Origin of the sequence: Streptomyces sp. NPDC051064, assembly GCF_044455985.1 — a bacterium.
Classification (GTDB): domain Bacteria; phylum Actinomycetota; class Actinomycetes; order Streptomycetales; family Streptomycetaceae; genus Streptomyces.
On the sequence record NZ_JBITFK010000007.1, the window covers coordinates 233491 to 259768 of the forward strand.

The following is a 26278-nucleotide window of genomic DNA, read 5'->3' on the forward strand; positions in this document are numbered from 1 at the left end:
CAGTCTGTGGCCCGCAGATGATCAGCGACAACCGTGGTCACCACAAAGATGTAGGCTCCCGACTGTGGCCGGCAACAAACTCACCGTCGAGGATCTGCTCTCCTTCCCGGCGCTCCAGCTCTCGGTGAAGGCCGGCAGCGGCGGCCTGGGCCGGTCCGTGTCGTGGGCGCACGCCAGCGAGCTCGCCGACCCGACGCCATGGCTGCTGGGTGCCGAGGTGATCATGACGGCCGGTCTGGCGGTACCCCGCAGTGCGGCCGGGCAGCGCGCCTATCTGGAGCGGCTGGACGACGCGGGCGTATCCGCTCTCGCGCTCTCGGCCCAGCTGCACATGCCGCCCCTCCACGACGCGCTCTTCGAGGCGGCCGAGGAGCGCGGCTTCCCGGTCCTCGAAGTCCCGCTCGCCGTCCCCTTCATCGCTGTCGCCCAGGAGATCGCGGCCTCGGTCCAGGAGGACGCCCGGCACCGGCTGGGGGCGCAGCTCCAGGTCTTCGGCTCCCTGCGCTGGCTGGTCGCCGAGGACCTCGACACCCCGGAGCTCCTGCGCCGTCTCGAAGGCCTGTCGGGCTACGACATCTACCTCTGCACACCGCAGGGCCGCCCGCTCCTGCCGGGCGTTCCCACCCCGGACCCCGGTGTCCTGCCCGCGTCCGTCGACGCCCCGCCCACAATGCCGGGCGGCTTCGTCATCCCGGTGCCCGCGCCCGGCGGGCCGGCGGGCTTCCTCGTCGCGCACGAGCGCCAGGGTGCCCAGCCGGCGGGCCTCGCCGTGGTCCAGCACATCGCCACGGTGGCGGCGCTGCGGCTGGCCATGGTGCGCAATGAGCGCGAGGTGCTGCGCCGCGAGGGGGCGGAGACCCTGGCCGAGCTGTTGCAGGAGGTCCTCGACCCGGAGGCGGCCCGCCGTCGGCTCGCCCGGCATTCGATCGAGGGTGACGCCGTGCTGCTCGTGGTCCGCCGCACCACGGACGAGGCGCTGCTGACCTCCCTGGAGGATCACCCCCATCTGCTGCTCACCTGGGGCGAGGACCGCTACGTCCTGGGAGCGCCGGACCTGGCGGAGGCCGTCGGTGGGCTGCCGGCCGTGGCGGCCGGGATGAGCCGTCCCTTCGCGCCGGGCGTCGCGCTGAAGGTCGCCGAGCGCGAGGCGCTCTGGGCCGTCTCGAAGGCCGTGGAGTCGGGCCGCCCGGTCGTCCGGTACGGCGACGAAGCGACGGGCCGGTGGCTGCCCGACGACCCCGCTGTCCTGACTGCCCTGGTCGAGCATGTGCTCGGCGAGGTCCTGCGGTACGACGAGGGCCACGACTCGCATCTGCTGGTCTCGGCCCGCACCTGGATGGAGCGCGACCGTCGTACGGAGACGGCAGCTGCGGCGCTGCACATCCACCCGAACACCCTTGCGTACCGGCTGCGCCGCTTCGGCGCTCTCTCACAACGAGATCTGACATCGACGGGCGCCCTGGCCGAGGTCTGGCTGGCGATCCAGGCGGCAGGCGCGCTGGGCCTCACCGACTGACACCGGTCCTGTCTTCCGTGATTTCTCCGGGCCTGAAATCCGTGACGGGGGGTAGGCGGGCGGTGTACTGAGCTGCGTGGTGCGGCTGACGAACGGGGGAATCGGCATGGAACGGCTGGCGACGAGGTGCGGGACCGAACAGGACAAGCCGCAGGCCGACGCGGGCGTCGTGGCGGGTAGCGCCGCGTACGACATGGAGCCCGGGGACATTTCCCGGGCTCGTGGATTCGTTCGGGAGTTCCTGTCCGACGCGCGGTCCCTGCGAGGTGTGGACGTCCCCTCGCGGGCCATGGAGGTCTCGCAGCTGGTGGTGAGCGAGCTCGCCACGAATGTCTGCAAGTACGCGCCGGGCCCGTGCCTGCTGGATCTCGAGGTGGACGGCACCATGCTGACCATCACGATGTGGGACTCGGGCTCCGTGCTCCCCAGCGCTTTGAAGGGCAACCCCTCACGCGCGGGCCAGCACGGCCTGGAGATCGTTCTCGCGGTCTGCCAGAGCTTCGAGGTACGCCGCGAGCCTGTGGGCAAGCGGGTGCGCGTACAGATCTCGCTGCTCGACGGCCTGGATGGCGACCCTGCGGGACAGTCACCCTGGTGAGGTCGGGTAGATGACACACGGCACGGCCACGCCCCTCCCGGGGCGTGGCCGTGCCGTGTGTGACTCGTGCCTCAGTAGGCGGAGTCGACGTTGTCGATGGAGCCGTACTTGTCGGCCGCGTAGTTGGCGGCCGCGGTGATGTTGGCGACCGGGTCGGTCAGGTCCTTCGGGGTGCCCGAGACGTGATAGGCGTCGAAGGTCGGCTGGATGACCTGCAGCAGGCCCTTGGAGGGCGTGCCGTTCTGCGCGTTGACGTCCCAGTCGTTGGACGCTTCGGGGTCGCCGCCGGACTCACGCATGATGTTGCTGTGCAGACCCTCGTAGCTGCCCGGGATCCCCTTGGCGTCCATGATCTTGAGGGACTCCCGGATCCAGCTGTCCAGATTGTCCGTGTCGGCGGCCTTGCCGGCCTTCTCACCGATGGCGTCCGCCTGCGCGGCGACTCCGGCGGCCGAGACACCGGCCGACGCGGCCGCGCTGTGCGAGGCCGGCTCGGAGGCGTGCGCGGGGGACGGGGCGAGGGTCAGAGCGGCTGCTGCGGCTCCTGCCGCGCACAGTCCGGAGACCGCGAACCTGCGGATCCGGGCGGTGGGGGCCAGGGACTGAGCGGACGTACGGATAGAACACTCTCCTTGCGCTGATGTCAGGGACGTCCCGGGGCCGGAGCTGGAGCGGAAGGGCGCGGCGTGGTCCGTACGGAAGGTGCCGCACTCGACCGGTCCGGAGCGTCAGCTCCCCGGGGCTCGAACCATGGTTAGCGGCACGCCAGGACGACGGCAACGACCCGCGCTACTAGGCCCGTACGTAGACCGGGGCCGGAGGTGCGGCCGGTGCGCTCAAACACCGCGATCCGGGAACCGGCTGCTACTACCGCGCCTCGTATGTGACCTGGGACCTATGGGCCGACTCACAGACCACCCCCGAGGGCGCGACGTTCGGGCCACGCCACGGGCGGGCTCGAACCCGGGGCGTCCGAGCCGCCTGCACGGTGGTGGGGCCGCTTCCGCCCTGTCGCCGTCTCCGGCAGCCGCCGTGCAGGACACCTCGACCTTGGCGGGACGGTGGGTACGTATCCCTCTCATGCCGACGGCGGTCAGCACCGCGGCGACGGCGGCAGCCACCCCGCAGACCAGGTCCGGGGGCACGCCGTCGAGCGCGACGGTCGTCACCGAACTGACTGTCAGGGCGAAACCGACGCCGATCAGCAGGGCGCACCGCCGGGAAAGGCTGGGCCAGCTGTTCCTGAGGTCCCGTCAGGGCGTCGGCGGCATTGACGCTCACTGGCGGCGCCTCTAGGGTTCCGGCGGCATGACGAACGGTGTTCGAAATAACGAACAGAAGGCAGACACTCCCCCGATCACAGAAGGGCCGCACGATGTCCCCCTCCGTCAGCAGACGGCACCTCCTCCGGACGGCAGGGGCCACCGCCGTCGTCTCCGCCGCCGGGCCCCTGGCCGGCAGCTCTCCCGCCGGAGCTGCCGTTCCCCCGCGGGTGACCGGCATCGGGGTGTCCGCCTCCCCCTTCACTCTCGGTCAGGTCCGTCTGACCGAGAGCCGGTGGCTGGACAACCAGAACCGCACCCAGGCCTACCTCCGCTTCGTCGACCCCGATCGGCTGCTGTACAACTTCCGTGCCAATCACGGACTGTCCACCGGAGGAGCGGCTGCCACCGGCGGCTGGGACGCGCCCACGTTCCCCTTCCGCACCCACGTCCAGGGCCATTTCCTGACGGCCTGGGCGCAGTTGTACGCCGTCACCGGGGACACCACCTGCCGGGACAAGGCGGTCCACATGGTCGCGGAACTGGCCAGGTGCCAGGCCAACAACAGTGCCGCCGGGTTCAGCACCGGATATCTCTCCGGCTACCCGGAATCAGAGTTCACCGCCCTCGAGAAGCGGACCCTGGACAACGGCAACGTGCCGTACTACACGATCCACAAGACGCTCACCGGCCTGCTGGACGTGTGGCGGCACATCGGCAGCACCCAGGCCCGGGACGTGCTGCTGGCCCTGGCCGGCTGGGTCGACCGGCGCACGGCCCGGCTCAGCGGCGGGCAGATGCAGACCATGCTGGAGACCGAGTTCGGCGGCATGAACACCGTGCTCGCCGATCTCTACCTCCAGACCGGCGACACACGGTGGCTCACCGTCGCCCGGCGCTTCGACCACGCCGCCGTGTTCGACCCGCTGGCCGCCGGCCAGGACCGGCTCGACGGTCTGCACGCCAACACCCAGGTACCGAAGTGGATCGGAGCGGCACGCGAGTACGGGGCCACGGGGACCACGCGCTACCGGGACATCGCCACCAACGCCTGGAACGCCTGCGTCGGCACGCACACGTACGCGATCGGCGGCAACAGCCAGGCGGAGCACTTCCGCGCGCCGAACGCCATCGCCGCGTACCTGAAGCAGGACACGTGCGAAAGCTGCAACACGTTCAACATGCTCACCCTCACCCGTGAACTGTTCACGCTGGACCCGGACAGGGCGGCGCTGTTCGACTTCTACGAGCAGGCGTGGCTCAACCAGATGATCGGCCAGCAGAACCCGGCCGACCGTCACGGCCACGTCACCTACTTCACCCCGCTCGAACCGGGAGGCCGGCGTGGTGTGGGACCGGCCTGGGGCGGCGGCACCTGGAGCACCGATTACGACTCCTTCTGGTGCTGTCAGGGCACCGGCCTGGAAATGCACACCAGGCTCATGGACTCCGTCTACTTCCACACCGGCACCACACTGATCGTGAACCTGTTCGTGCCCTCGGTGCTCACCTGGTCGCAGCGTGGGATCACCGTCACCCAGACCACGTCGTTCCCGGTCGGCGACACCACGACCTTGCGGATAACCGGCGACGCCGCCGGCACCTGGGCGATGCGCATCCGCATCCCGGGCTGGACATCGGGGGCCACGGTCGCCGTCAACGGCGTGGCACAGGACATCGCCACCCCGCCGGGCAGCTACGCGACCGTGACCCGTTCCTGGGCCGCCGGCGATACGGTCACCGTCCGCCTTCCCATGCGGGTCGTCCTGCGAGCGGCCAACGACGACCCCGACGTCGTGGCGGTCACGTACGGTCCGACGGTCCTCTCCGGTGACTACGGCGACCGTTCACTCGCTTCCCTCCCGGTGCTCGACACCTCCTCGGTCACACGGACCGGCGGCAGTTCGGTCGCGTTCACCGCCGTCGCCGACGGCTCCACGGTCGGCCTGGGCCCGTTCCACGATGCGCACGACCACAACTACACCGTCTACTGGAAGACCGGTCGCCCTCAGGCCGGGGCGGCTTCCGTGGAGTCCGCCGGTGCACGCGAAGGGAGTTGAGGGAGAATCGACCGGAGTTCCTGCAGCGGGATCTTCGGCCGGCGGTTTGCGGTACCGAGACCGGCGTCGGCCGCGGCCAGGACGGCCCGGCGGCTCGGGTGCCGGCCGCTTCGGGGCTCGGGCATGAGGGCCTTCCAGGGGTGGGACACGGCTGGAGGAGGGGGCCCGGGTGTGCTGCCGGGCCCGGTCCGGGCGACGGGGTTCCGTCAGATGCCCGGGTAGACGTCCAGACGGCCGCACATGCCGAAGCGTCCGCGTGCGGTGGGGCCGGTCGAGGTGACCCGAGCATCCGCCAGGTGCCGCCCGTCCCCGCCGCGCAGGGCGCCGAACTGGGCCTCGGTGGCCGACGCGGCGGCGTGCGCCCCGTCCCGCCAGCGCTGTTCCCAGCCGTCGAGGCGGGGCCGCACCAGCTCGGCGGCCGCCCGCTGGAAGGCCGCGAGCGGTTCCGGGTCGCCGCTCTCGGTGGCCTCGCGCAGCTCCAGGAAGCGGCGGGTCGCCAGATCCCGGCGGGCGCGGGCGACGTCCGCCTGCTCGGCCTCGAAGGCGTCGGCCGGGATACGGACCGCGTCGGCGTAGGTGCCGGGGTCGGCGAGGCGGTCCTGCGGCAGCGTGAGGACGGCGTCCCCTGCTTCCGGCAGACCGCTGTTCTGCATCACCACGACGATCTCCAGACCGCCCTCGTTGACCAGGCGGTGGATCGTGCCGGGCGTGAACCAGGCGACGGAGCCCGCCTCCAGGGGCGTCTCCTGGTAGCCGGAGGTGGTGAGCGTCTGCACGGCGCCCCGGCCGGCGGTGACCACGTAACCCTCGCTGCAGGTGAGGTGCAGATGGGGGGTGCCGCCGCCGGGCAGGCCCTCGACGGTGGGCCAGTCGTAGACGCTCAGCCGTGACACGCCGACCGCGGCCGGAAACCCGTCGTACGTCGCGCTCACCACGCCTGCGCCTCCAGGTGTGCGGCGACCTGTTCGCGGTCCCAGGCGCCGTCGGCCATGAGCACGCGGTAGCTCCGGTCGAGCGTGTCCCCGGGGGCGAGGACCAGCTCCTCGTGGAACGCCCAGGACGGCGCGACCGCTGCGAACGGGGCGCTGCGTACGAACCAGTGAGCCGGGTGGGTCCCCTTGTCGCCCGCGTGGTCGTTGGCGGGCGCGTGCTCGAAGACGACCGTGGCGTGACCGTCACGGCCGTCGTGCTCACCGACGTATGCCAGCCAGCGCGCCTGACTGCCCATCAGGTCCTCGCCGTCCGAATCGGCGGTGAAGACCTTGCCGTCGCGGAAGGCGCGGGGGCCGCGCCAGAAGAGTCCGGTGTATCCGGCGGCGGGCCGACCATGGGTGGTGGGGCTGCCGAAACGCAGCGGCTCCTCACGCCGGTTGGTGACCGACGAGGTCCAGCCGAGCGTCCAGCTGCCGGCCTCCGTGTCGACGTCGCACACCTCGATGCGGCGTTCCTCCTCGGCCCACAGCTCGCCGTCGTGCGGGTGCCAGGTCAGCCGCTCGGCGATGACGGCCCGGTCGCCCTCCGCGGAGACCTCGCCGAAGGCCACATGGGCCATCGAGCCGATCCTCTCCGGCAGTGCGAGGTACCCCTCACCGTGCACATAGGTGTTGCCGCCCCACAGGTTCTGGCCCGACAGGTGGGAGGCCGTCAGCTGCAGCCCCTTGTGCCACCGGTGGTCGTTGGGCCGGTAGTCCGTGACGAGTCCGCCGGAGAGGGTCCTGACCGGGTGCAGGTAGGGCTTGGGCGCCTCCCATGGGGCCTCGGGACGGTACACATAGGCGAACAGCTCGGTGCCGGTCGCCTCGTGCGCGACGGTGATCCGGTCACCGTGGGCGTGGGTCAGCGAGAGCGTCATACGTGGTCCTCTTCCTTACGGGTGGTGGCCGGCGCCCACCCGGGGGCGCCGCCGTGCAGCTCGGTGCGGTAGGGGTCGCCGGGGCCGATGTCACCCGCGCGCACGGGTGTGCCGGTGAACGCGGACTCGTACAGGGCGGTGATGAATTCGAGCGTCCGCCGGCCACCGGCGCCGCTGGTGGGGTGGCGCCGTCCGCCCCTGATGTCGGCGACCAGCGCACGCAGCTGGGCGACATGCGAGCTGGGTTCGCCGGCGCCGAAGTCCTGCCAGGCCGCCGCGGTCTCCTCGGGGACTCCGGGCGCCGGGGCGATGCGCCAGTCCTGAAGGGCGGGCAGATGACTGGAGCGTGCGATCCCTCCCGTGCCGACCACGGCTGTGCGCAGCGGGGCGCTCGAACGGTGCGGAGACATGCAGACCCTCTCGTGAAGCGGGTGGGCGGAGCACTACGGGCCTCGGGCCGTAGTGACGAGCCGGCCAGGGCAGCGGCCCTGGTGAGGGCGGCCGACGGCGCCGCCGGCCCCGTGACCGGCGCAGCCGAGGGCGGCGCGCGCACCCCTCGCAGGCCACCCGCCGGCACACGGTGGGCCGCGGACACCACGAGGGCGACGGGTGGTCGTCGGACGTCAGAGGATGAAGACGCTTCCCGCGGTTTCGGAGTGGTACGTCCCGCCCGGACGGACGAGCTCCTCCACCTGTCCCGTGCAGTCGGGACCTGAGTGCACCTCAGCGATCGCGTCGGTGTGGTTGGTCACCGACGACGGATACCACTTGATCGAGTAGCAGCCGGACGGGTCCTTGTACTCACCACCATTGATGACCAGCACACCTTCGGCCGCGAATGCGGAGCCCTGGACCGTGAGGGCCAGCGCTGCGGCGGCCGCGAACACCCCCAGGCTGGTCGCCATGCGTCTCTTCATGCGCGTCGTTCCTTCCGATACCGCGAGCCGTGTCTGCAACGACTCACTGTCATCACGCAAAGTATCGGCGATCGAACGAATAGTGAATGCGGTGGACCCGGACGGCCCGGGTCGGCGACCTGGCCGCCCGGCGTCGTGGTTCTGTTCGAACTCCATTACTCAATGGCACACTTGGTGTGCACGTGGCATTTTACGACGCCGGCCGCATCGGCTCAGGGAAGGTGGCTTCACGTGATCGCCATTCGTCGTGCGCTCGCCCCTCTCCGTAAAGTCTTCACCGCCCATCCGCCCGTCCCCGTCCCGCCACGGGACCCGGCCCGGCCACGGCACAACGTCTTCGAAGCCGCCGCGACGTACGTGACCGCAAGCGTCGAGGAGGACACGGACCGCCTCGACGACGCGGCGGGCTGGGTCGCTCCCGACGCCTTGGCCTTCGGGATCAACGAGCTCGCCTGCCGAGCCGTGATCGCTCTGGCCAGAGAGCGCGACGAGCCCGTAGAGGCCGTGGCACGCGGTCTCCTCGGCCTGCCAGGAGCGCAACCGGCGGGAGCGGCGCCAGGACGCCGCGAACCGACCCTGCGGCAAGAGCTGAACCAATGACCTTGCGCTCCGATGTCGCCGAGTTGCTGGCGGGGGCCGGCATCATCGACGTGGACGTCGACGCGTCGTCTCGGTGACCGCTGCCTCGCGCAGCCGCGACCGGGACCGCGGGGTGGTGGCCGCGATCTGCCCGAGATCGGCCGGCTCAGGGCGGAGGGGTATCGGGAGTTCATTCGCCGCCGCATGCACGACTGGCTGTTCTACCTGTCCGTCAAGGATGGTCACGTGTCGACGTCGGCCGAGTTGGCGAAGGTCACGGACTGGATGCAGCGCGTCCTCGCCGCGGGGTCGACGTCGCCGGCGGTACTCGCCCTGCTCGCCGAGTCAGGCAGCACCAGGAAGACGCGGAACATCGCGAAGGACCGAACCGGAAGCCGCGAGCTCAGAATGCAATGAGTCGGTAGGGGCAGTCGGCAGACGCCCAGCCATGCCAGGTCCTGACCTGGGCGGTGTGACCAGGCCGGTCACACCGTCGGCAGCCGCGGCACGCTCTCGATCAGCCGGCGGGTGTAGGAGTGCGCCGGTTCACCGAGCACCTGCGAGGTGGCTCCCTGCTCGACGACCCGGCCGCGCTCCAGCACGGCGGTGCGCTCGCACAAGGAGGCCACGACCGACAGGTCGTGGGAGACCATCACCATCGTCAGTCCCCGCTCCTCCTTCAGCTCGGCCAGCAGGTCGACGACCTTCACCCGGGTGGTGACGTCCAGCGCGCTGACCGGTTCGTCGGCCAGCAGGACGCGTGGGCCGGAGACCGTGGCCCGGGCGATGGCGATGCGCTGGCGCTGGCCGCCGGAGAACTCGTGCGGGTAGCGGTCGACGGCGTCCGCCTGGAGGCCGACGCGCTCCAGCGCCGCGGCCACCTGGGGCGCCGCCGTGGCGCGGGTGGCGAGCCCGAGGGAGCGCAACGGTTCCGCGACGATCGAGCCGACCTTCCGGCTGGGGTCGAGGGAGGAGTACGGGTCCTGGAAGACGCACTGCACGCTGCGCCGGAAGCGGCGCATCTGCTCACGGTCGCGCGGGTTCAGGTCGGCCCCGTCGAATCGGACCGCGCCGGCCGTGGGCCGGGCCAGGCCCAGCAGCAGGCGCAGCAGCGTGGTCTTGCCCGCGCCGGACTCGCCGACCAGCGCGAGGCTCTCGCCCGCCTCGACGGCGAGGGACACGTCCCGCACCACGTCGGCGGCGGCCCCCCGGTAGCGCACCGCGGCGTCCTTCAGCTCCAGCACCGGTGTCATCGCGGGCTCCTCAGGTCCAGGGCGGACTCCAGCTTCCGGGCACTGGCGACCAGAGCCCTGGTGTACTCCTCGCGTGGCGCGCGCACGATGTCGTGGACCGCGCCCTGCTCGACGGCCCGGCCGTCCTTCATGACCAGCACCCGGTCGGTGACCCTGGCCACGACGGCGAGGTCATGACTGACGAACAGCACGGCCATCTTCCGTTCCCGCACCAGGCCGTCGATCAGCTCCAGCATCTCCGCCTGCACGGACACGTCCAGGGCGGTGGTGGGCTCGTCGGCGATGAGCAGCTTCGGCTCGCAGGCCAGCGCCATCGCGAGGGCGACGCGCTGACGCTGGCCGCCGGAGATCTCGTGCGCGAAGGCGCGGGCGATGCGGTCGGGTTCGGGCAGCCGTACCTGTTCGAGGGCGTCGTGCACGGCCCCGCGGAGCTGCTTGCCCTTGAGGCCCGTACGACGGGCGAGCGGCTCGGCGATCTGGCGGCCCAGCCGCATCAGCGGGTCCAGTGCGGTCAGCGGCTCCTGGAAGACCACGGCCGCGTCCCGCCCGCGTACGGCGGTGAGCCGCTTCTCGGCGGTGCCCATGGTCTGCGTCCCGGCCAGCTCCACGCTGCCGGTCGAGGTCATGCCGTCGGGCAGCAGCCCGAGCACGGCGAGCGTGGTCAGGGACTTGCCGGAGCCGGATTCGCCGATGAGGCCGAGCCGTTCACCGCCGGCCACCGCGAAGGACAGGTCGTCGACCAGGGACCGTCCGTCGGGGGCGTGGACGGTCAGTCCGCGTACGTCGAGGAGAGTCACGTGCGCCTCCGCCGGTTGGCCGGGTCCAGGGTGTCACGCAGGCCGTCGGCGACGAGGTTCACACCGATGACGAGCAGTACGAGCAGGATGCCGGGCGCGAGCGCACCGGCCGGCGCCGTGGTGAAGGTGGCCTGGGCCTCCTGGAGCATGCGGCCCCAGGACGCGTTGGGCGGCGGCGCTCCGAGTCCCAGGTAGGAGAGCCCGGCCTCGGCGAGCACGGCGAGGCCGAACTGCAGGGCGAGGTTGACCACCAGTGTGGGCCAGATGTTGGGCAGGACGTGGGAGAGGACCGTGCGCGGCCAGGAGGTGCCCGAGGTACGGGCGGCGGTGATGTAGTCCTGGGCCAGGACGCGTTTGACCAGGATGCGCACCAGCCGGGCCACGACCGCGCTCTGCGCCAGGCCGATCGCCAGGACCGCCGAGCCGAGCGTCGCCGAGCGTGCGGCGACGATGAGCATCGCCAGCAGCAGCGTCGGGAAGGCGATGAGGATGTCGAGGAACGCCGAGAGCGTGTCGTCGATCCAGCCCTGTGCGAACGCCGCGAGGACGCCCAGGGTGACCCCGATGGCGGCGGCGATCGTCACCGAGCCGAGCCCTGCCTCGACGGCGATGCGGGAGCCGGTCATCACCTGGGTGAACAGGTCGCGCCCGAGCTTGTCGGTACCGAGCAGGTGACCGCCGCCGGGCCCGGCGAGCCGTCCGCCGGAGGTGTCCTCGGCGTCGTAGGGCAGCCAGAAGAACGACACCACGGCCAGCAGGGCGATCAGACCGGCCAGTACGCACCCGACGGCGAGGGTGGCGGAGCGCCGTGAGCGCCGCTTCGCGGAGGGCTCCGTGGGCGGCTCCGTGGGCGGCTTCGTGGGCGGCTTCGTGGGGGTGAGCAGGTCCGTGCCGGTCATCGGGCACCTCCCGAGAGTCGGCCGCGCAGCCGCGGATCGATGATCCGCTGGACCAGGTCGGCCACGAAGCCGATCACCAGCACCGCGAGGGTGGAGACGAACAGCACGCCCTGGATGACCGGGTAGTCGTGCTGCGCGATGCCGGTGGCGAGCAGCGAGCCGAGGCCCGGCAGCGCGTACACCGACTCCACGACGACGGCGCCGAGCAGCGTCGAGGCGAGTTCGATGCCGAGCACGGAGATCACCGGCACGGCGCCGTTGCGCAGACCGTGCCGCCACATGGCGCGGCCGAAGGACGAGCCGAGGGCGCGAGCGGTCCGCAGGTAGTCGCTGCCGAGGACGTCGAGGGTGGCGGAGCGGACGTAACGGATCAGGGACGCGCTCATCACGAGGGCGATGGTCACGACCGGCAGGACGAGGGCGCGGAACGCCTCGGCGGGGTCGGACCAGCCGTCCTGCGGGAACCCGCCGGAGGGCAGCCAGCCCGCGTTCAGCGCGAACACCGCGATGAGGATCATGCCGAGCCAGAACACGGGTATCGCGATGCCCAGTTGGGACACGCCGCTGAGCAGCGAGCCGTACCAGGTGTGCCGCTTGTACGCGGCGACGAACCCCGCGGGTACGGCGACCAGGACGGCGAGGACGAACGCCGCCAGGGTGAGCGGCACGGTGACGTCCAGCCGGGCGGTGACCTCGGGTCCCACGGGCAGTGAGCTGACGAACGAGGTGCCGAGGTCGCCGCTCGCCAGCTGCCCGAGCCAGTGGGTGAACTGTTCGGGCAGTGGGCGGTCGGAACCGATGGAGTGGCGGGCCGCGGCTATCTGCTCGGGGCCGGCGCCCACCGCGGTGAGCGCGTTGGCCGGGTCGCCGGGCAGCATGCGCAGCAGCACGAACAGCACCACGCTCGCCAGGGCCAGCGAGACGGCGAGGAAGGCGAGCCGGCGCAGCAGATAGCGCGCCATCAGCCCGTCTTCTTGATGTCGTAGGCGAAGAACTGCGAGTTCAGGCCGTTGAGCGGGTAGCCGGAGAGCTTGTTGTTCGCGACGACGATCTGCGGGTAGAGGTACAGCCAGTCACTGGCGGCGTCCTCGGCGGTCCGCCGGTTGACCTTCTTGAGCAGCTCGGTCTGCTCGGCGGTGCTGGAGGCTTCCTCGGCCTGCTCCACCCACTTGCTGACCTGCGGGTTGTCGTAGCCCCAGTAGAAGTCGGGATTGCCGTACCAGACCAGGTCGCGGTCGTTGACGTGTTCCTGGAGCGTGGCCGTGAAGTCGTGGTTCTTGTAGACCTTCGTGTACCACTCGTCCGGCGTGATCGTGTTGATCTCGACCGTGATGCCGACCTTGGCGAGCTGGGACTTGATGAAGGTCGCCGCCGTCGGGTGCGGGTCGTAGTTGGGGGTGTCGAGGGTGAAGCTGAATCCCTTGGCGTAACCGGCTTCGGCGAGCAGCTTCTTGGCCTTCGTCACGTCGTGGGCGTCGACGTCGGTGAGGTCCTCGTACCACGGGTCGGTGGGCGGCACCATCGAGCCGATCTGCTTGCCGTAGCTGCCCCAGACGGACTCCAGGAGCTTCTTGTCGTCGATGGCGGCGGACACGGCCTGGCGCACCTTGACGTCGGTGAAGGGCTTGGCCTTGTCGTTGAACGCCAGCAGCAGCTTGGTGGTGGAGTCGCCGTCGTTCACCTTGTAGTCGCCGTTGCTCTTGAACTGCTCCAGGGCGTCGGGCGACTGCTCGCTCGTGACCACGTCGACGGCGTTCGTCAGCAGCGCGTTGTTCAGCGCCGTGGCGTCCTTGTAGTAGTGGAAGACGACCTGCTTGTTGGCGGCGGCGTCCCCCCAGTAACCGGCGAAGCGGTTCAGGCTCAGCGCGGAACCACGGGACCACTTGTTCAGGGTGTACGGGCCGGTGCCGTCCTCGGTCGTCTTGAGGTCCTTCGCCTGGGAGTTGATGATCCAGACGTAGGAGAGGTTGTAGACGAAGGAGATCGACTTCTTGGACAGCGTGATCTTCACGGTCCGCGCGTCCGGGGTGGCGATGTCCTTGACGACCTCGAGATTGCTCTTGCGGGCGGACTGGGAGTCGTCCGCGAGCACCTTCTCCAGGCTGTACTTGACGTCCTGGCTGGTGAGTTCCTTGCCGCTGTGGAACTTCACACCGTCGCGGAGGGTGAAGGTGTAGGTGAGACCGTCGGCGCTGGTCTCGTAGTCCTGGGCGAGGAGCTTGTCGACCTTGCCGTCGTCGGCGAGTCCGAACAGGCCCTCGTAGACGTTGCCGTTGAGCGCCTCGGTGACACCCTGGCCGCCGCCGGCGGTGTTGTCGAGGTTCTGCGGCTCGTAGAGGGAGCCGATGTTGACGACCGCGTCCTTGTCCCAGGTGCCGCCCGAGGCGCTGGACCCGCCGGAGCCGCCGCAGGCGGTCAGGGTCAGGGCGAGAGCGGCGGCGGAGGCGGTGCCGTACAGGGCGTTCTTCTTGGTGCTCATGGGGTGAGGGCTCTTTCGGTGCGGGGAGCTGCGGGGTGATCAGTGCTGGGCGTCGAAGCCGTCACGGAAGACAGGGAGCTTCTCGCCGGCCTCGACGGGCAGGTGGAAGCGGTTCTGCCGCGGCGGCATCGGACAGTTGTACTGATCGGAGAATCCGCAGGGCGGCACGAAGGCCTGGTTGAAGTCGAGGACGACCCGGCTCTCGTCCTCCGTACGCCGCACGAAGAGGAAGCGGCCGGCCCCGTAGGTGATGTCGCCATTGGTCGGGTCGCCGAAGACGAGCAGCAGCGTGCCGTCGTCGTCGAAGGCGCTGAGCGTGTACGCGCGGCCGTCGACGGTGAGCGTGATGTCTCCGGGGACGACCAGGTCGCGGCTGCCGCCGTTGTCCCGGATGTGCTCGAAGGCGATCCGCCGGGCATCGGCGACGGGCGTGTACGAGGCTTCCAGGACCCAGGCGGGGTCGTAGGGGAAGGCATCCACCCGGTCGAAGTGGCGGATGGCGGGCGCGTCGGCGTCCCAGAACCGCAGACCGTGCTCGTCCTCGCCGCTGACCCGGTCGGTGCGCTGGAGTGTGGTGACGGTCACGGTGTCCGGCAGACCCGCGCGCGCGTCCGCCACGTCCGGGACCTCGCCCGCCGGAGCCCAGCGGGTTTCGACCAGGGCGAGATTGCCGGTCGGGGACGTGAGCGCGCGGTGGCGCTCGGCACGCCAGGCGTCCCACTCCTCCGCGGGGTCGATGGATGCGCGGTCGGGGGCGGCATGGGACACGGCGTTACTCATTCGTCTAGGTGGAGCAGCCCTCACAGCCTCTGGGTAGCAGGACGTGATAAATGGCCAAAGCATCACCTTTATTGTCCATAAGCTCATCTAATGTCAAGCGCCCGAGCCACATTGTGAGACGAATCCCTTCCAGCACCGAGGGCGTACGGACCCGTCGAACCGGGTGGAGGCGGGCCACCGTGAGCCGGCCGTCCGCACCACTACGGGATGTCCTCATCGAGGGCGAACCCGACCTGACCCTCGTCGCGGAGGCGGCCGACGGGAACGCCGCGATCACCATGGTGGACGAACAGCGGCCCGACGTCGTGCTGATGGACGTACGGATGCCCGGCCGTGACGGTCTCAGCGCGCCCCGGGAGCTCCTCACCCGGCTGGCGCCGCCCCGGGTGCCCGTCAAGGCGCACGCAGGCGCCATGTTCGCCAAGCCGACGGCCGAGAACCGGGTGCAGATCGCCCCCTGGTCCGTGAGGCGGAGGAGTGACCGGGTCAGTCCCGGGTGATCACGATGACATCGTCGTTCTCGCTCCAGCGCCGGACGTCGGTCTTGCAGGGATTGACCCGCACCCCGTAGCCGGGCCCCGTCGTCGCGCGGTCACGGCACCGGTATCCGATCGCGCACTCCCCTCGGCGCGAAGCCGACTCGACGACGGTGGCGAAGGACGCGCGGCACCCCGCCCTCACGTAGTGGCCGGCCGGCTTGAGCTGGATCGTGTTGCCGCCGGGAGCGAGGAGTTCCTCGAACAGGTCGGCGAGATGCCAGTTCTGCGAGATCTGAGAGACCAGAAGGCCGACCAGTTTGCCGCTGACGACGAAGTCGGCTCCGGGGCCGACCGGCGCGATGGCCCTGTTGCGGTCATCGGTCATCTCGGTGACCACGGCGACCGGGCTCCCTGAAGTGCGTTCCAGATCGCGCAGGAGCAGCAGGGTGACCAGCGTGCGGTCGTCCGGCGCACCGCCACAGGTCCCGCGGTCGGGGCCGAGGACGATGACGCCGTCGTACGCGGCGAGGTCCAGGCCGTTCACCGTCTCGGGCAAGGTGGGATCTCCGGAGCGCAGGACGACCGTGAGGCGGGTGGCGACCTCCGCCTCCGCGGCGCGCACCTCCGCGGCGGTGTGCTCTCCGCCGTCTGCCACCACGTGGAGGATCGAGCCGGGGCCGACGTGGTCGGACAAGTGGCGGACGATGCGGCGTGCGCGGCGGTTCCACCCCAGCAGGAGCATCCTTTCGGACCGCGCCGCCGCCGGAGGCCGGGACACGATCACCGACACGTCGACGGGCGCGGGCTCAGGGGCCTCCACCGTGGTGTCGTCGTCCTCCGCGATCACGACGATCCGGTCACCTGTACGAACGAGCGAGGCGGGTGGCGGGTTGAGCCGCAGCTCCCCGCCCGCCCGCACGATGCCGACCACGGTCGACGTCGGATAGGCCGTCAGGACTTCGGCGAATGCGCGGCCGGCCTGCGCCGGGGCCTCGACCACGTAGAACTCGTCGCCGGCGAAGTCGAGCAACTCCTGGTACACGGTCGACAGTCCGGGCTGCCGAGCGCACTGTGCCACGAGCCGTGCGGTGATGTCGTCGATCTCCAGGACGACCGCACCCGGGCCGGCGGCGAGAGTGGCGGCCAGCCGGTAGCGGCCGTCCCGGACCACAGCCAGGATCCGGGCGCGGCAGTCGTCGTCGATCGCCGCCCGGAGGGACAGCAGGTTCTTGACGATCTCGGCGTCCTCGTCGGGTTCGTCGCGCGGTAGCACCAGGACGACGTCCGCCGTGGCCGGGCTGACCCGTTCGAGCGCGGCCGGGTCGGTCGGGCGCCCGTTGCGGCAGATGATCCGGGTGCCCCCTGTGTCACCCACTTCGGTACGCAACTCCTCCTCCATGTCCGTCTTGTCCCGGTCGGCCAGGACGGCGATGGCTCTCCGCCCCTGGTTGGCGTTGGCCTCCACGATCTCGGCCACGACCGTGACGATCTGGTCGGACCAGCCGAGTACGACGGTGTGGCCGTCCTCCAGGACGGTGGAGTGGCCTCGCCGGAGGTCGAGGAGCTTCTCGGTGATCGCGGCGGTGATCAGACTGACGAGGGTCGACACGTAGAAGAGTGCGACCAGGGCGAGGAAGACCGAAAGGACGACGCGGAGGGGCGATCCGGGCTCTCCGCCCAGCCGCAGGGTCTGTCCGACGCTCCGCCACACCGCAGCGGCCTTCGCCCACCGGTCGTCGGGCGCCCGGTCGTCCGTCCACACCAGGATCGCGCTGGCCGGGACGACGATGACCAGGCACGCGATGGCGAGCCAACCGATGAGGGCCGCGGCACCACCTGCAAGCGTGTTGTCGAACCAGTACCGCGCCTGCTCGCTCAGCGCTGCCCGGCGGGGTACGCCCGCGACGGGGCCCACCGGGGCCGTGGGGGCGGCCTGACCTTGCCGTTGCTTCCCCACCCTCGCGGCCCCGGGCCGGCGGCGCCTGTCCTGGTCGTTGCTCGTCTTGTGCACAGCAGCAGCGTGAAGAGTCGTTGACCACGGCATACGGGTATCCGTTCGCGGTTCATCCTTTAGAGGACCAAGTGGACATCGGCGCGGCTTCTCTCCTGCCCGGCTCGACCGGCTCTCCGCCGCGCATGTCTCAGGCCAAGCGGAACACCAGGCCGCGCGGAGTGAACGGCAGGGCGGCACCCTGTGGGATCAGAAAGGCGTGATCGCGCCGGATCCGCAGTGTGTCGCACCAGCCGTCGGTGATGACGAGCACCGGGGCCGCCGGCGGGAAGTCGTCCGCTCTCCGCAACAGTTCGATGCCCGGCTGCAGTTCGGTGCCGCCGCGGCCGCGCACCCGCACCCGTCCCGCGATCTCGGCCGGGGGCAGGTACCCCGCGTCGTACGCCGCGGCGTCGCAGAACACCACACGCGCCGCCGGCACGTCGCGCGCCTCCGCGTACGAGGCGATCGCCCCCAGCGCCCTGCCGAGCAGCGTGCTGTTCATCGAGCCGGAGGTGTCGAGTACGACTCCGAACGTGCAGCGGGCCGTCTCCTCGGGAGGGAAGTACCGGCCGGCGCGCGGGATGTCCGGGGTCGACGCCTGCCGCCGGGCAGGGCGGGCGCAGGAGCGTACGGGCTCCGGCCGGGGTACGTACCCGTCGAACCAGCGGGCGAGTTGCGCGTCCTACGGCGGGTCAGCCCACCAGGTCCGGCGCGCGCAGCATCTCCGGCGGGATGCCCCAGGCGTCGACGAAGCCGGCCGCGAGGGGGCGGACCTTGCGGCAGAGGTCGTTCACCTCACGGCTGATCGCCTTGGAGCGCTGGACGGTCAGTCGGCCGTGCTCCATGAACCAGGCCCGGTCCGCCTCGATCGTGGACAGGGCGAACAGGTCGCACAGCAGGCCCAGCGCGACCTTGTTGCCGCCCTCCGGCAGTGTGCGCACCTTGTCGACGAACGCCTCCAGGACCAGGCGCTCGACGTGTGCGTGGGCGACCGCGATGACGTGGTCCTGCACCTGCGAGAAGACGACGCCGGGATTGCGCTTCTGGTCGACCCCGCGCTTGAGCCGGCGGGCCACGCCGGCGAGCATGTGCTCCTCGCGGTAGCGGAGCATGGCCAGCTGGTACTCCGAGTCGAGCAGGCCGGCTTCCTGGTCCCACTCGTCGCCGCCGGGCAGCAGGTCACGGACCCGCTCGAGCAGCTTGTGGGCCGAGGTCTTCTCGATGACCGTCTCGACGGCGAGGCCGGTGACGTAGCGGACCATGCCGAGCTGGTCCAGGTCCTCGAACTCGGCCGCGTAATGGGTGAGGAGGCCCTTGGCCACGAGCTGCAGCAGGACGTGGTTGTCGCCCTCGAAGGTGGTGAAGATGTCGCTGTCGGCCTTGAGGGCGGCGAACCGGTTGACGGTGAGATAGCCGGCGCCGCCGCACGCCTCGCGGCACTCCTGGACGACCCGGGTGGCGTGCCAGGTGCCGAGCGCCTTGGTGCCGGCGGCCCGCGCCTCCAGCCGGCGCCGCGCCTGCGCGTCGTCCTCGATGCCCGAGAAGACCTCGTGCAGTTGCGTGCGCACGACGTCCTGCGCGAAGTGCAACGCGTACGTACGCGCGATGAGCGGCAGCAGACGACGCTGATGCAGACCGTAGTCGAGGAGCAGTTGCTCCTCCGTGTCCGAGGCCGCTTCGAACTGCCGGCGCCGCACGGCGTACTTCGTGGCGATCGCGAGGGCGACCTTGGCGGCGTTGACCCCGGCGCCGCCGACGCTGACCCGGCCCTGCACCAGCGTGCCGAGCATGGTGAAGAAGCGGCGGTCGGGGTTCTCGATCGGGCTCTCGTAGACACCTTCGGCGGTGACGTCGGCGAACCGGTTGAGCAGCGCCTCACGCGGCACCCGTACGCCGTCGAACCAGATGCGTCCGTTGTCCACGCCGTTGAGGCCCATCTTGCGGCCGTCGTCCTCGATCCGGACGCCGGGCGCCACGTCACCGCCGGCCCGGATCGGCACGACGAACGCGTGCACCCCCTGGGGCTCCCCGCCGACCTCCAGCTGGGCGAAGACGACCGCCAGCTCGGCGTGGCGCGCCGCGTTGCCGATGTAGTCCTTGCGGGCATGGTCGCCGCCGGTGGTGATGACGAACTCCTGGCGGGCGGCGTCGTACGTCGCGCGGGTGCCGAGCGCCTGGACATTGGAGCCGTGCCCGGTCTCGGTCATCGCGAAGCATCCCATCAGCCGCCCGGTGATCAGGTCCGGCAGATAGGCGTCGTGGTGGCGTTCGGTTCCCAGCTGCAGGATCGCGCCACCGAAGAGGCCGAACTGCACGCCGACCTTCACCAGCACCGACAGGTCACCGAAGGCGAGCGTCTCGAACGCGGCGATCGAGGCGCCGATGTCGCCGCCCCCGCCGTACTCGGTCGGGAAGCCCATGCCGGTCTGGCCCGTCGCGGCCATCTCGACCACGAGCTCACGCACCCGCTCGCGAAACGCGTCGAAGCCGAGCTCGTCGGCCTCGTCGAGGACGGAGGCGTACGTCACGAGGTTGGTCCGGACGAGGTCGCGGATCTCGGCGTACTTGCCGTCGAGCACCTCGGTCAGCGCCCGCACGTCGACCTCGGGCTGCACGTAACCGCTCGGGTCGGTGGACGTGTTATCAGTGGCCATGCCATGTCGCTACCCCGCCCCGGCGCGATCAAGCGGTCGGCCCGGGCTCCCACGCCGATGGCGCATGGCGTGACGAAGTGTTCTGGGAGAGGAAGCTGACCGGCGGGCTCGCCCCTCAGCCGTAGCGTCCGGGGTGCGACCGAGGTCTGGGGAGTCGGCCCAGGCCTGGGCGTCTGCCCCCCTGAACACGGTGCCCGGTGCGCACCCTCGCGTCGGATCCCTGGCGCCCCGTCCCCCTTTTCACCGATGCCCCACGTCTTTTGATGAATCATCAGAAAGTTCAAGAGATTCGTACCGAACCTCTGGACAGTCCCCCGGGCCGCGCCCTAATCTCTCGGCGCATCGAGACAAACGTTTCGCCCAGGTAACACCGCAGCCGATCGGCGTTCCCCCCGAACGCTCCTCACCGCACGAATCTCTCCACGTCTCTCCCCCCACGGCCGGGCCCCGCCCGTCACGAGGCACCGCGCGATCGCCGGCCGGCGGTCGTCGCGCACGCACCGTCTCAGCACCCCCGTCGGAACGGGGGAACCGGCCGGGTCTCCGACCCCGCCGTGAACGCAGTGGAAGGGAAGCGACATGAAGATTCGCACGTTCATCGCGACGGCCTCACTGGTGGCATCCGGGAGCCTGGTGGCCTTCTCCGGCTCGGCCCAGGCCGCGCTCTACACCACCTGTGTCGGTGACGGCGGGGCCGTGACCGTCAGCAACGACCTCGTCGTACCGGCCGGGAAGTCCTGCACCCTCACCGGCACGAAGGTCAAGGGCACGGTGACCGTCGAGGCCGGAGCCGACCTCGTGGCGGCGGGTGCCACCTTCAACGGCGCGGTCACCGTCGAGGAGAACGCCTACCTCGACCTCACCGACACCACCGTGAAGGGCACGCTGACCACCGAATCCGCCTTCGGCGCGCACCTGGAGAAGAGCAGCCTCAAGGCGGTCGACGCCACCGAGGGATTCGTCTACGTGGTCGACTCGACGCTCGGCGGGGACGTCAGAACCGGTGCCGGCGAGCTCTACGTCTCCGGGAGCACACTCAGCGGCTCGCTGACGGGCGACGGCAACCAGTACAGCGATGTGTACGACTCCACCGTCAAGGGCGCGCTCACCGTCGACGGAAACACCCTCGGCGGCGTGTTCTGCGCCAGCGAGGTGTACGGCGCCGCGAAGTACGCGGGCAACGCGGACAACCTCCAGCTCGGCGGCGAGGGCCTGCTCGGACCCTGCGCGGGCGCCTCGTACTTCGGCGGCAACCTCGCGGTCACCGACAACACCGCGAAGGCCGTGCTCGACAACGCCATCGTGCGCGGCGGGCTCACCGCGACCGGCAACGACCCCGTCCTGGTCGTGGGCGAACTGGCGCGTGTCCGTGGCGTCGTCACCGGCGAGACCGCCACCGCCGCCGCTTCGTCCTCCCGCTCGGCGCAGGAGGCGGCGCCGGAGGACCGGGGTGCCGACCTCGCCGAGAAGGCCGCCGCCCGCGCCGCCGAGGCGCGGGCCGACGCCCACGGGGCAGGCAGGTCCAGCCTCTGACGCCGAGCGGTACAGCCGGCGGCCCACGTGGTGGCCCCGCGCGGCTCCACCGGCAGGTGGCAGGCGGCCCGCCCTGTCGCCGTACCACCGCACAGCGCGTCGGCTCCCCTCCCGCCGTCGCCCACGCCCGATCCCCGGAGCCCCGGGGATCCACGTCGCCGGGCGCAGACCGCCGAGCGGCCCGTGCGCCCCGACCCGTACGTCCTTCTCCTCAGTACCCAGGAGTGACCGTGAGTCATATCCGCAAGTCCTTCGACCGCAGGGACTTCCTGCGCGCCACCGTCGGCACCACCGTGGCCATCGCCGCAGCCTCCGTCACCGGGGCCGCAGCGACCTCGGCCGCCGCCGCACCGAGCGGTCTGTCCATCCCCAAGGACCGGATCGGCATCCAGCTCTACAGCATCCGCGACAAGGTCAGTGCGCTCGGCTTCGCCGTCGTCCTCCCTGAACTGGCCCGGATCGGCTACAAGGAGATCGAGTTCGCCGGATACACCCAGTCAACCTCCATCCTGGGACGGCAGATCACCCTCCCGGAGATCCGCACGCTGCTCGACGACCATGGACTGCGCGCGGTCGGCAGCCACGTCGGCATCGGTAATCTGCGGACCAACCTGCAGGCCGAACTGGACGCCGCGCAGATACTCGGGATGCCACACGTGGGCACCGCCAACGCGCCCTCGAACGTCAACACCGTCGCGGGCTACCGCGCCGCCGCCGACGAGTTCAATGTCTGGGGCGCGGCGGCGACCGCGCGCGGTCTGAAGCTCTACCAGCACAACCACGCGGGCGAGTTCGCGTTCGCCACCGACCAGCCGTCGGTCCGGCTGTACGACGTGTTCCTCAAGAACACCGACCCGCGCCATGTCTATTTGGAGCTGGACATCTACTGGGCCTACGTGGGCCAGTACCGCTGGCCCGGATTCGACCCCGCCGCGTACGTGCGCAACCAGCCCTACCGCTACCCGTTGTTCCACATGAAGGACGGCGACGCCAACGCGGCGAACGCCAACGGCTTCGACATCGTCGAGTTCGGCGCCGGTGACCTCCCGTACGAGAGGTTCATCCGCGACATCGGACCCCGCGCCTCGCATGTCGGCATCTGGGAGCAGGACACCGCGCCCAACACCCAGCCCAATCAGCCCGGTTCGCTCGGTGCGGCGGAGCGCAGCTTCACCGCGCTCGAAGGGCTCCTCGCCTGAACAGTGCCCACGACGAGGGAGGCGCCTCCACGCGGGGCGCCTCCGTGTCCGCTCCTTACCGCCAGCGATCAAGGAGACGCATCACCGTGCACCGCACTCTGAGACGCCTGATCACAGGGGTCCTGCTCATGGCACTGCCCGCGCTGGGCGGTGTGGCGCTCGCGCCCGCCGCTCAGGCACACCCCGGCCATGAACACGCCCTGGACTGGTCGAACTACGAGAAAGTCACCCTGACGAAGGACACCGGCGAGCCGATCGACCTCGCCGTGCTGCCCGACAACCGCGTCCTGCACACGGCCCGCAACGGCGACGTACGGCTCACCGACCCCGGCACCGGCGTCACGAAGGTCGTCAACCACGTCGACGTGTACCAGAACTCCGAGATGGGGTTGCAGACCGTCACGCTCGACCCGGACTTCGCCACCAACAAGTGGGTCTACCTGTACTACTCGCCGCCGCTGAAGACTCCGGCCGGCTCCGCACCGCTCCAACTGCCCGCCGGGCAGGACGACTCGTACTGGAAGCAGTGGGAGGGGTACGACACCCTGACCCGCTTCAAGTGGACCGGGGACAAGCTCGATCTCTCCACCGCACAGGAGATCATCCGGGTCGACAGCAACCGCGGCCAGTGCTGTCACGTGGCCGGGGACGTGGACTTCGACGGGGAGGGGAACCTCTACCTCGCGACCGGTGGCAACACCCCGGCGTCGGGCCCGAACGTCAACGGCTACACGCCGATCAACGACGCGGCCGGCTACAACCCCGGGCTCGACGAGCGCCGCGGGTCGGGCAACACGAACGACCTGCGGGGCAAGATCCTGCGTATCCACGTGCAGGAGGACGGCAGTTACACCATCCCTGAAGGCAACCTCTTCGAGCCCGGCACGGACAAGACCCGCCCGGAAATCTTCGTGATGGGCCTGCGCAATCCCTTCCGGCTGGCGGTGGACCCCGAGACCGACGCCGTGATGTGGGGAGACTACGGCCCCGACGCCGGTACCGCCGACCCGAATCGCGGGCCGATGGGATACGTCGAGTGGCAGACCACGACCAAGGCCATGAACAGCGGCTGGCCGTACTGCACGGGTGACAACAGCAAGCCCTACCGGGACTTCGACTTCGCCACCCTCACGCCCGGCCCCGCCTTCGACTGCGCGGCGCCGGTCAACGACTCCCGCTGGAACACCGGCCTGACCGAGCTGCCCGCGTCCGCGCCGGCCACGCTCTGGTACGGCGACCGGGACACCGACCAGCCCTGGCCCGAGCTGACCGCCTTCCGCGGTCCCGGCGGCCCGGGTGGGCAGGCCCCGATGGGCGGCCCGGTCTACCACTACGACGCGGACAACCCCTCACCCGGCAAGTTCCCCGAGTACTGGGACGGCAAGGCGTTCTTCGCGGAGTTCTCCCAGGACTACGTCGCCGCGCTCACGCTCGACGGGCCGGACGGCCCCGTGAGCAAACTGGAGAACCTCCTGCCCAACAGCGAACGCTCGCAGAACGGCATCCCGCAGTGGGACAACCCGATGGACCTGGAGTTCGGCCCGGACGGCGCGCTCTACGTCCTCGACTACGGCGACGGCTTCTTCCGGCAGAATCCCGACGCCGGCCTCTACCGGATCGACTACGCCGAGGGCAACAAGGCACCCACCGCCGTGATCAAGGCCGACAGGACGTCCGGCCAGGCCCCGCTGCAGGTCTCGTTCGACGCCACCGGCTCCAGTGACCCGGAGAACGGCGACCTCACCTACCAGTGGGACCTCGACGGCGACGGCACGTTCGACGCCACCGGGCCCACGGCCACTCGTACGTATCCGGAGAACGGGCAGTTCCAGGCGCGGCTGAAGGTCTCCGACCCTCAGGGCAAGTCCGGTCTGTCGAGCCGTCAGATCACCGTGGGCAACACGGCGCCGACGGTACGGATCACCTCGCCGCCCGACGGCGGGTTCTTCACCTGGGGAGACGCCGTACCGTACGGCACAGCCGTCGAGGACCCGGAGGACGGCACCACGCCCGACTGTGCCAAGGCGGCCTGGACCTTCGGTCTCGGGCACAACCAGCACGGACACCCGGTCAACAGCGGCACCGGCTGCGCGGGCGGCGTCGTCACCCCGACCGACGCGGGTCACGGCGACACCGAGAACGTCTTCGGCGTTCTCGGAATCACCTACACCGACAAGGGTGCGGGCGGCGTTCCGCCGGCCACCGGCGACGCCCAGGTGGTGCTCAACCCGGCCCTCATGCAGGCCGAGCACTACGACTCGGCGGAGGGAGTCACGGTCACGGACGACACCACGGCGTCGGGGCAGCGCAAGCTGACATCCTTCGACGCGGGTGACTGGATCGCCTACGACCCGGTGTCGTTCGCCGGGATCACCGGGGTGCAGACCCGTGCCAGTGGCGCCGGCACCCTGGCGCTGCGCTGGGGCGCGGCCGACGCGGAGCCGTTCGCCACGGTGTCGGTCCCGGCCGGTGAGGGCTGGCGGACCGTCACCACCGCCCTTCCCGGAGCGCCTTCGGGGAGCGGCGAGGTCTTCGTCACCAGCTCGGGCGGTGTCGAGCTGGACTCGATGACCTTCCAGGGCGCGGGCGTCGGGGACCGGACCGCGCCCAAGGTCACCGCCACGCTCAACCCGCCCCGGCCCAACGGTGACGACGGCTGGTACACCGGCAACGTGTCGCTCGCTGTCTCGGCGACCGACAACGGGACGGTCGCAAGCCGTCAGTACTCGGTCGACGGAGGGACGACGTGGCAGTCGGCCAACGCGGCCGTCACGCTGTCCACCGAGGGCGCCACGACCGTCCGCTACCGGGCGACGGACAACGGCGGAAATGTCTCCGAGGTGGGGTCGCTCACCGTACGGATCGACCGCACCGGTCCCACGGTGGCGGTGACCGGTCTCGACGCCGACGGTGTGTACGGGGATTCCGGGCGACCGACGCCGGTCTTCTCGGCACAGGACGCGGTGTCCGGCGGTGCCACCGCGACGGCCACGCTGGACGGCAAATCCGTCACCTCGGGCCAGGTGCTGGAGCTGTGGCGGCTGCCACTGGGGAACCACGACCTCACGGTCAGGGCCCGGGACAAGGCCGGCAACACCACCACGAAGACCGTGACCTTCACGACCCGTACGTCCTACGCGGACATCCGCGGGCTGATCACCCGCCTGCGGGCCGACGGCCTGATCACGGCGCAGGGACAGCAGCGGCTCACCGTACGGCTCGCCCAGGCAGAGGCGCACGCCGACGCCGGCCGCACCGGTCAGGCCGCTGCCGTGCTGGAGTCATTCGCCGGCTACACGTCCGACACCGCCCTGGTGCCGGACAGCGAGGCCGGCGCGGCACTGGCACGGAGCGCGCGGGCGCTGAAGGGAGGCGCCACCGGCTGACGCCAGGAGGGACGGAGCTGCCCCGCTGTCACCGGCGGGGCA

The 26278-nt window shown here is 70.6% G+C and carries 20 protein-coding genes and 3 pseudogenes; 9 read left to right on the forward strand and 14 right to left on the reverse strand.

Going from position 1 to position 26278, the window contains the following annotated elements; all coding sequences use genetic code 11:
• Positions 1-64: 64 nt before the first annotated feature.
• Complete coding sequence (locus ACIBCU_RS25530) at positions 65-1516, forward strand: PucR family transcriptional regulator ligand-binding domain-containing protein (protein ID WP_362927663.1); 1452 nt, start codon at positions 65-67, stop codon at positions 1514-1516.
• 106 nt (positions 1517-1622) lie between these two features.
• The gene (locus ACIBCU_RS25535) at positions 1623-2114 is read left to right on the forward strand and encodes an ATP-binding protein (RefSeq protein WP_399234569.1); all 492 of its coding nucleotides are present in this window, start codon (positions 1623-1625) and stop codon (positions 2112-2114) included.
• Between the two features lie 71 nt (positions 2115-2185).
• On the opposite strand, the gene ACIBCU_RS25540 is transcribed toward ACIBCU_RS25535, so the two are convergent.
• Entirely contained in the window at positions 2186-2734 is a 549-nt protein-coding gene (locus tag ACIBCU_RS25540; protein ID WP_362927806.1) for a transglycosylase SLT domain-containing protein, read from the reverse strand.
• A 755-nt stretch (positions 2735-3489) separates the two neighbouring features.
• Here ACIBCU_RS25540 and ACIBCU_RS25545 point away from each other — a divergent pair.
• Positions 3490-5436 carry a beta-L-arabinofuranosidase domain-containing protein gene (locus ACIBCU_RS25545; protein WP_399234225.1) on the forward strand — a complete coding sequence of 649 codons (1947 nt, stop codon included), beginning with the start codon at positions 3490-3492 and terminating at the stop codon, positions 5434-5436.
• Between the two features lie 206 nt (positions 5437-5642).
• Here the strand turns inward: ACIBCU_RS25545 and ACIBCU_RS25550 are convergent, their stop codons facing one another.
• From ACIBCU_RS25550 to ACIBCU_RS25565, 4 genes and pseudogenes are all read right to left on the reverse strand, one after another.
• A complete protein-coding gene (locus ACIBCU_RS25550) occupies positions 5643-6371 on the reverse strand; it encodes a cupin domain-containing protein (protein WP_362927665.1) in 729 nt (242 codons plus the stop codon).
• Positions 6365-7288, reverse strand: a complete 924-nt coding sequence (locus ACIBCU_RS25555) for a PmoA family protein (protein ID WP_399234227.1) — start codon at positions 7286-7288, stop codon at positions 6365-6367. The genes ACIBCU_RS25550 and ACIBCU_RS25555 overlap by 7 nt, the downstream gene beginning before the upstream one ends.
• Positions 7285-7608, reverse strand: a pseudogene (locus ACIBCU_RS25560) (gfo/Idh/MocA family oxidoreductase); the annotation flags it as partial. The pseudogene ACIBCU_RS25560 and the gene ACIBCU_RS25555, both read right to left, overlap by 4 nt.
• Before the next feature lie 303 nt (positions 7609-7911).
• Positions 7912-8205, reverse strand: a complete 294-nt coding sequence (locus ACIBCU_RS25565) for a hypothetical protein (protein WP_362927667.1) — start codon at positions 8203-8205, stop codon at positions 7912-7914.
• Positions 8206-8436: 231 nt separating this feature from the next.
• On the opposite strand from ACIBCU_RS25565, the gene ACIBCU_RS25570 reads away from it, so the two are divergent.
• Together ACIBCU_RS25570 and ACIBCU_RS25575 are read left to right on the forward strand one after the other, a co-directional pair.
• Positions 8437-8805, forward strand: a complete 369-nt coding sequence (locus ACIBCU_RS25570) for a hypothetical protein (RefSeq protein WP_399234229.1) — start codon at positions 8437-8439, stop codon at positions 8803-8805.
• A gap of 183 nt (positions 8806-8988) precedes the next feature.
• Entirely contained in the window at positions 8989-9201 is a 213-nt protein-coding gene (locus tag ACIBCU_RS25575; RefSeq protein WP_399234231.1) for a hypothetical protein, read from the forward strand.
• A gap of 68 nt (positions 9202-9269) precedes the next feature.
• Here the strand turns inward: ACIBCU_RS25575 and ACIBCU_RS25580 are convergent, their stop codons facing one another.
• Genes ACIBCU_RS25580 through ACIBCU_RS25605 form a run of 6 tightly spaced genes read right to left on the reverse strand, consistent with a single transcriptional unit; the run spans position 9270 to position 14992 of the window.
• The gene (locus ACIBCU_RS25580; RefSeq protein ID WP_399234233.1) at positions 9270-10037 is read right to left on the reverse strand and encodes an ABC transporter ATP-binding protein; all 768 of its coding nucleotides are present in this window, start codon (positions 10035-10037) and stop codon (positions 9270-9272) included.
• On the reverse strand, positions 10034-10834 hold the full coding sequence (locus tag ACIBCU_RS25585; protein ID WP_399234235.1) for an ATP-binding cassette domain-containing protein: 801 nt from the start codon (positions 10832-10834) through the stop codon (positions 10034-10036). The genes ACIBCU_RS25580 and ACIBCU_RS25585 overlap by 4 nt, the downstream gene beginning before the upstream one ends.
• Positions 10831-11733 (reverse strand): ABC transporter permease, encoded by a 903-nt coding sequence (locus tag ACIBCU_RS25590; RefSeq protein ID WP_399234237.1) that lies wholly within the window; start codon positions 11731-11733, stop codon positions 10831-10833. The genes ACIBCU_RS25585 and ACIBCU_RS25590 overlap by 4 nt, the downstream gene beginning before the upstream one ends.
• Positions 11730-12695, reverse strand: coding sequence for an ABC transporter permease (locus ACIBCU_RS25595; RefSeq protein ID WP_362927673.1), 966 nt, complete (start codon positions 12693-12695; stop codon positions 11730-11732). Before ACIBCU_RS25595 ends, ACIBCU_RS25590 begins: the two co-directional genes overlap by 4 nt.
• Positions 12695-14212 (reverse strand): ABC transporter substrate-binding protein, encoded by a 1518-nt coding sequence (locus ACIBCU_RS25600; RefSeq protein ID WP_399234239.1) that lies wholly within the window; start codon positions 14210-14212, stop codon positions 12695-12697. Before ACIBCU_RS25600 ends, ACIBCU_RS25595 begins: the two co-directional genes overlap by 1 nt.
• A gap of 39 nt (positions 14213-14251) precedes the next feature.
• Positions 14252-14992 carry a DUF1684 domain-containing protein gene (locus tag ACIBCU_RS25605; protein WP_362927675.1) on the reverse strand — a complete coding sequence of 247 codons (741 nt, stop codon included), beginning with the start codon at positions 14990-14992 and terminating at the stop codon, positions 14252-14254.
• Between the two features lie 179 nt (positions 14993-15171).
• Here ACIBCU_RS25605 and ACIBCU_RS25610 point away from each other — a divergent pair.
• A pseudogene (locus tag ACIBCU_RS25610) lies at positions 15172-15381 on the forward strand (response regulator transcription factor); the annotation flags it as partial.
• A gap of 97 nt (positions 15382-15478) precedes the next feature.
• On the opposite strand, the gene ACIBCU_RS25615 reads toward ACIBCU_RS25610, so the two are convergent.
• The 3 genes and pseudogenes from ACIBCU_RS25615 to ACIBCU_RS25625 form a co-directional block, all read right to left on the reverse strand.
• Positions 15479-17482: an NAD-binding lipoprotein gene (locus ACIBCU_RS25615; RefSeq protein WP_399234241.1), complete on the reverse strand. Its 2004-nt coding sequence runs from the start codon at positions 17480-17482 to the stop codon at positions 15479-15481.
• A gap of 130 nt (positions 17483-17612) precedes the next feature.
• Positions 17613-18146, reverse strand: a pseudogene (locus tag ACIBCU_RS25620) (VWA-like domain-containing protein); the annotation flags it as partial.
• Between the two features lie 10 nt (positions 18147-18156).
• The gene (locus ACIBCU_RS25625; RefSeq protein ID WP_362927677.1) at positions 18157-20118 is read right to left on the reverse strand and encodes an acyl-CoA dehydrogenase family protein; all 1962 of its coding nucleotides are present in this window, start codon (positions 20116-20118) and stop codon (positions 18157-18159) included.
• A gap of 579 nt (positions 20119-20697) precedes the next feature.
• Here ACIBCU_RS25625 and ACIBCU_RS25630 point away from each other — a divergent pair.
• The 3 genes from ACIBCU_RS25630 to ACIBCU_RS25640 all read left to right on the forward strand — a co-directional run bounded on the left by ACIBCU_RS25630 (position 20698) and on the right by ACIBCU_RS25640 (position 26236).
• Positions 20698-21651, forward strand: coding sequence for a hypothetical protein (locus ACIBCU_RS25630; protein ID WP_399234244.1), 954 nt, complete (start codon positions 20698-20700; stop codon positions 21649-21651).
• A gap of 230 nt (positions 21652-21881) precedes the next feature.
• Complete coding sequence (locus ACIBCU_RS25635) at positions 21882-22850, forward strand: sugar phosphate isomerase/epimerase (protein ID WP_362927679.1); 969 nt, start codon at positions 21882-21884, stop codon at positions 22848-22850.
• 86 nt (positions 22851-22936) lie between these two features.
• On the forward strand, positions 22937-26236 hold the full coding sequence (locus ACIBCU_RS25640; protein ID WP_399234246.1) for a PQQ-dependent sugar dehydrogenase: 3300 nt from the start codon (positions 22937-22939) through the stop codon (positions 26234-26236).
• Positions 26237-26278: the final 42 nt, after the last annotated feature.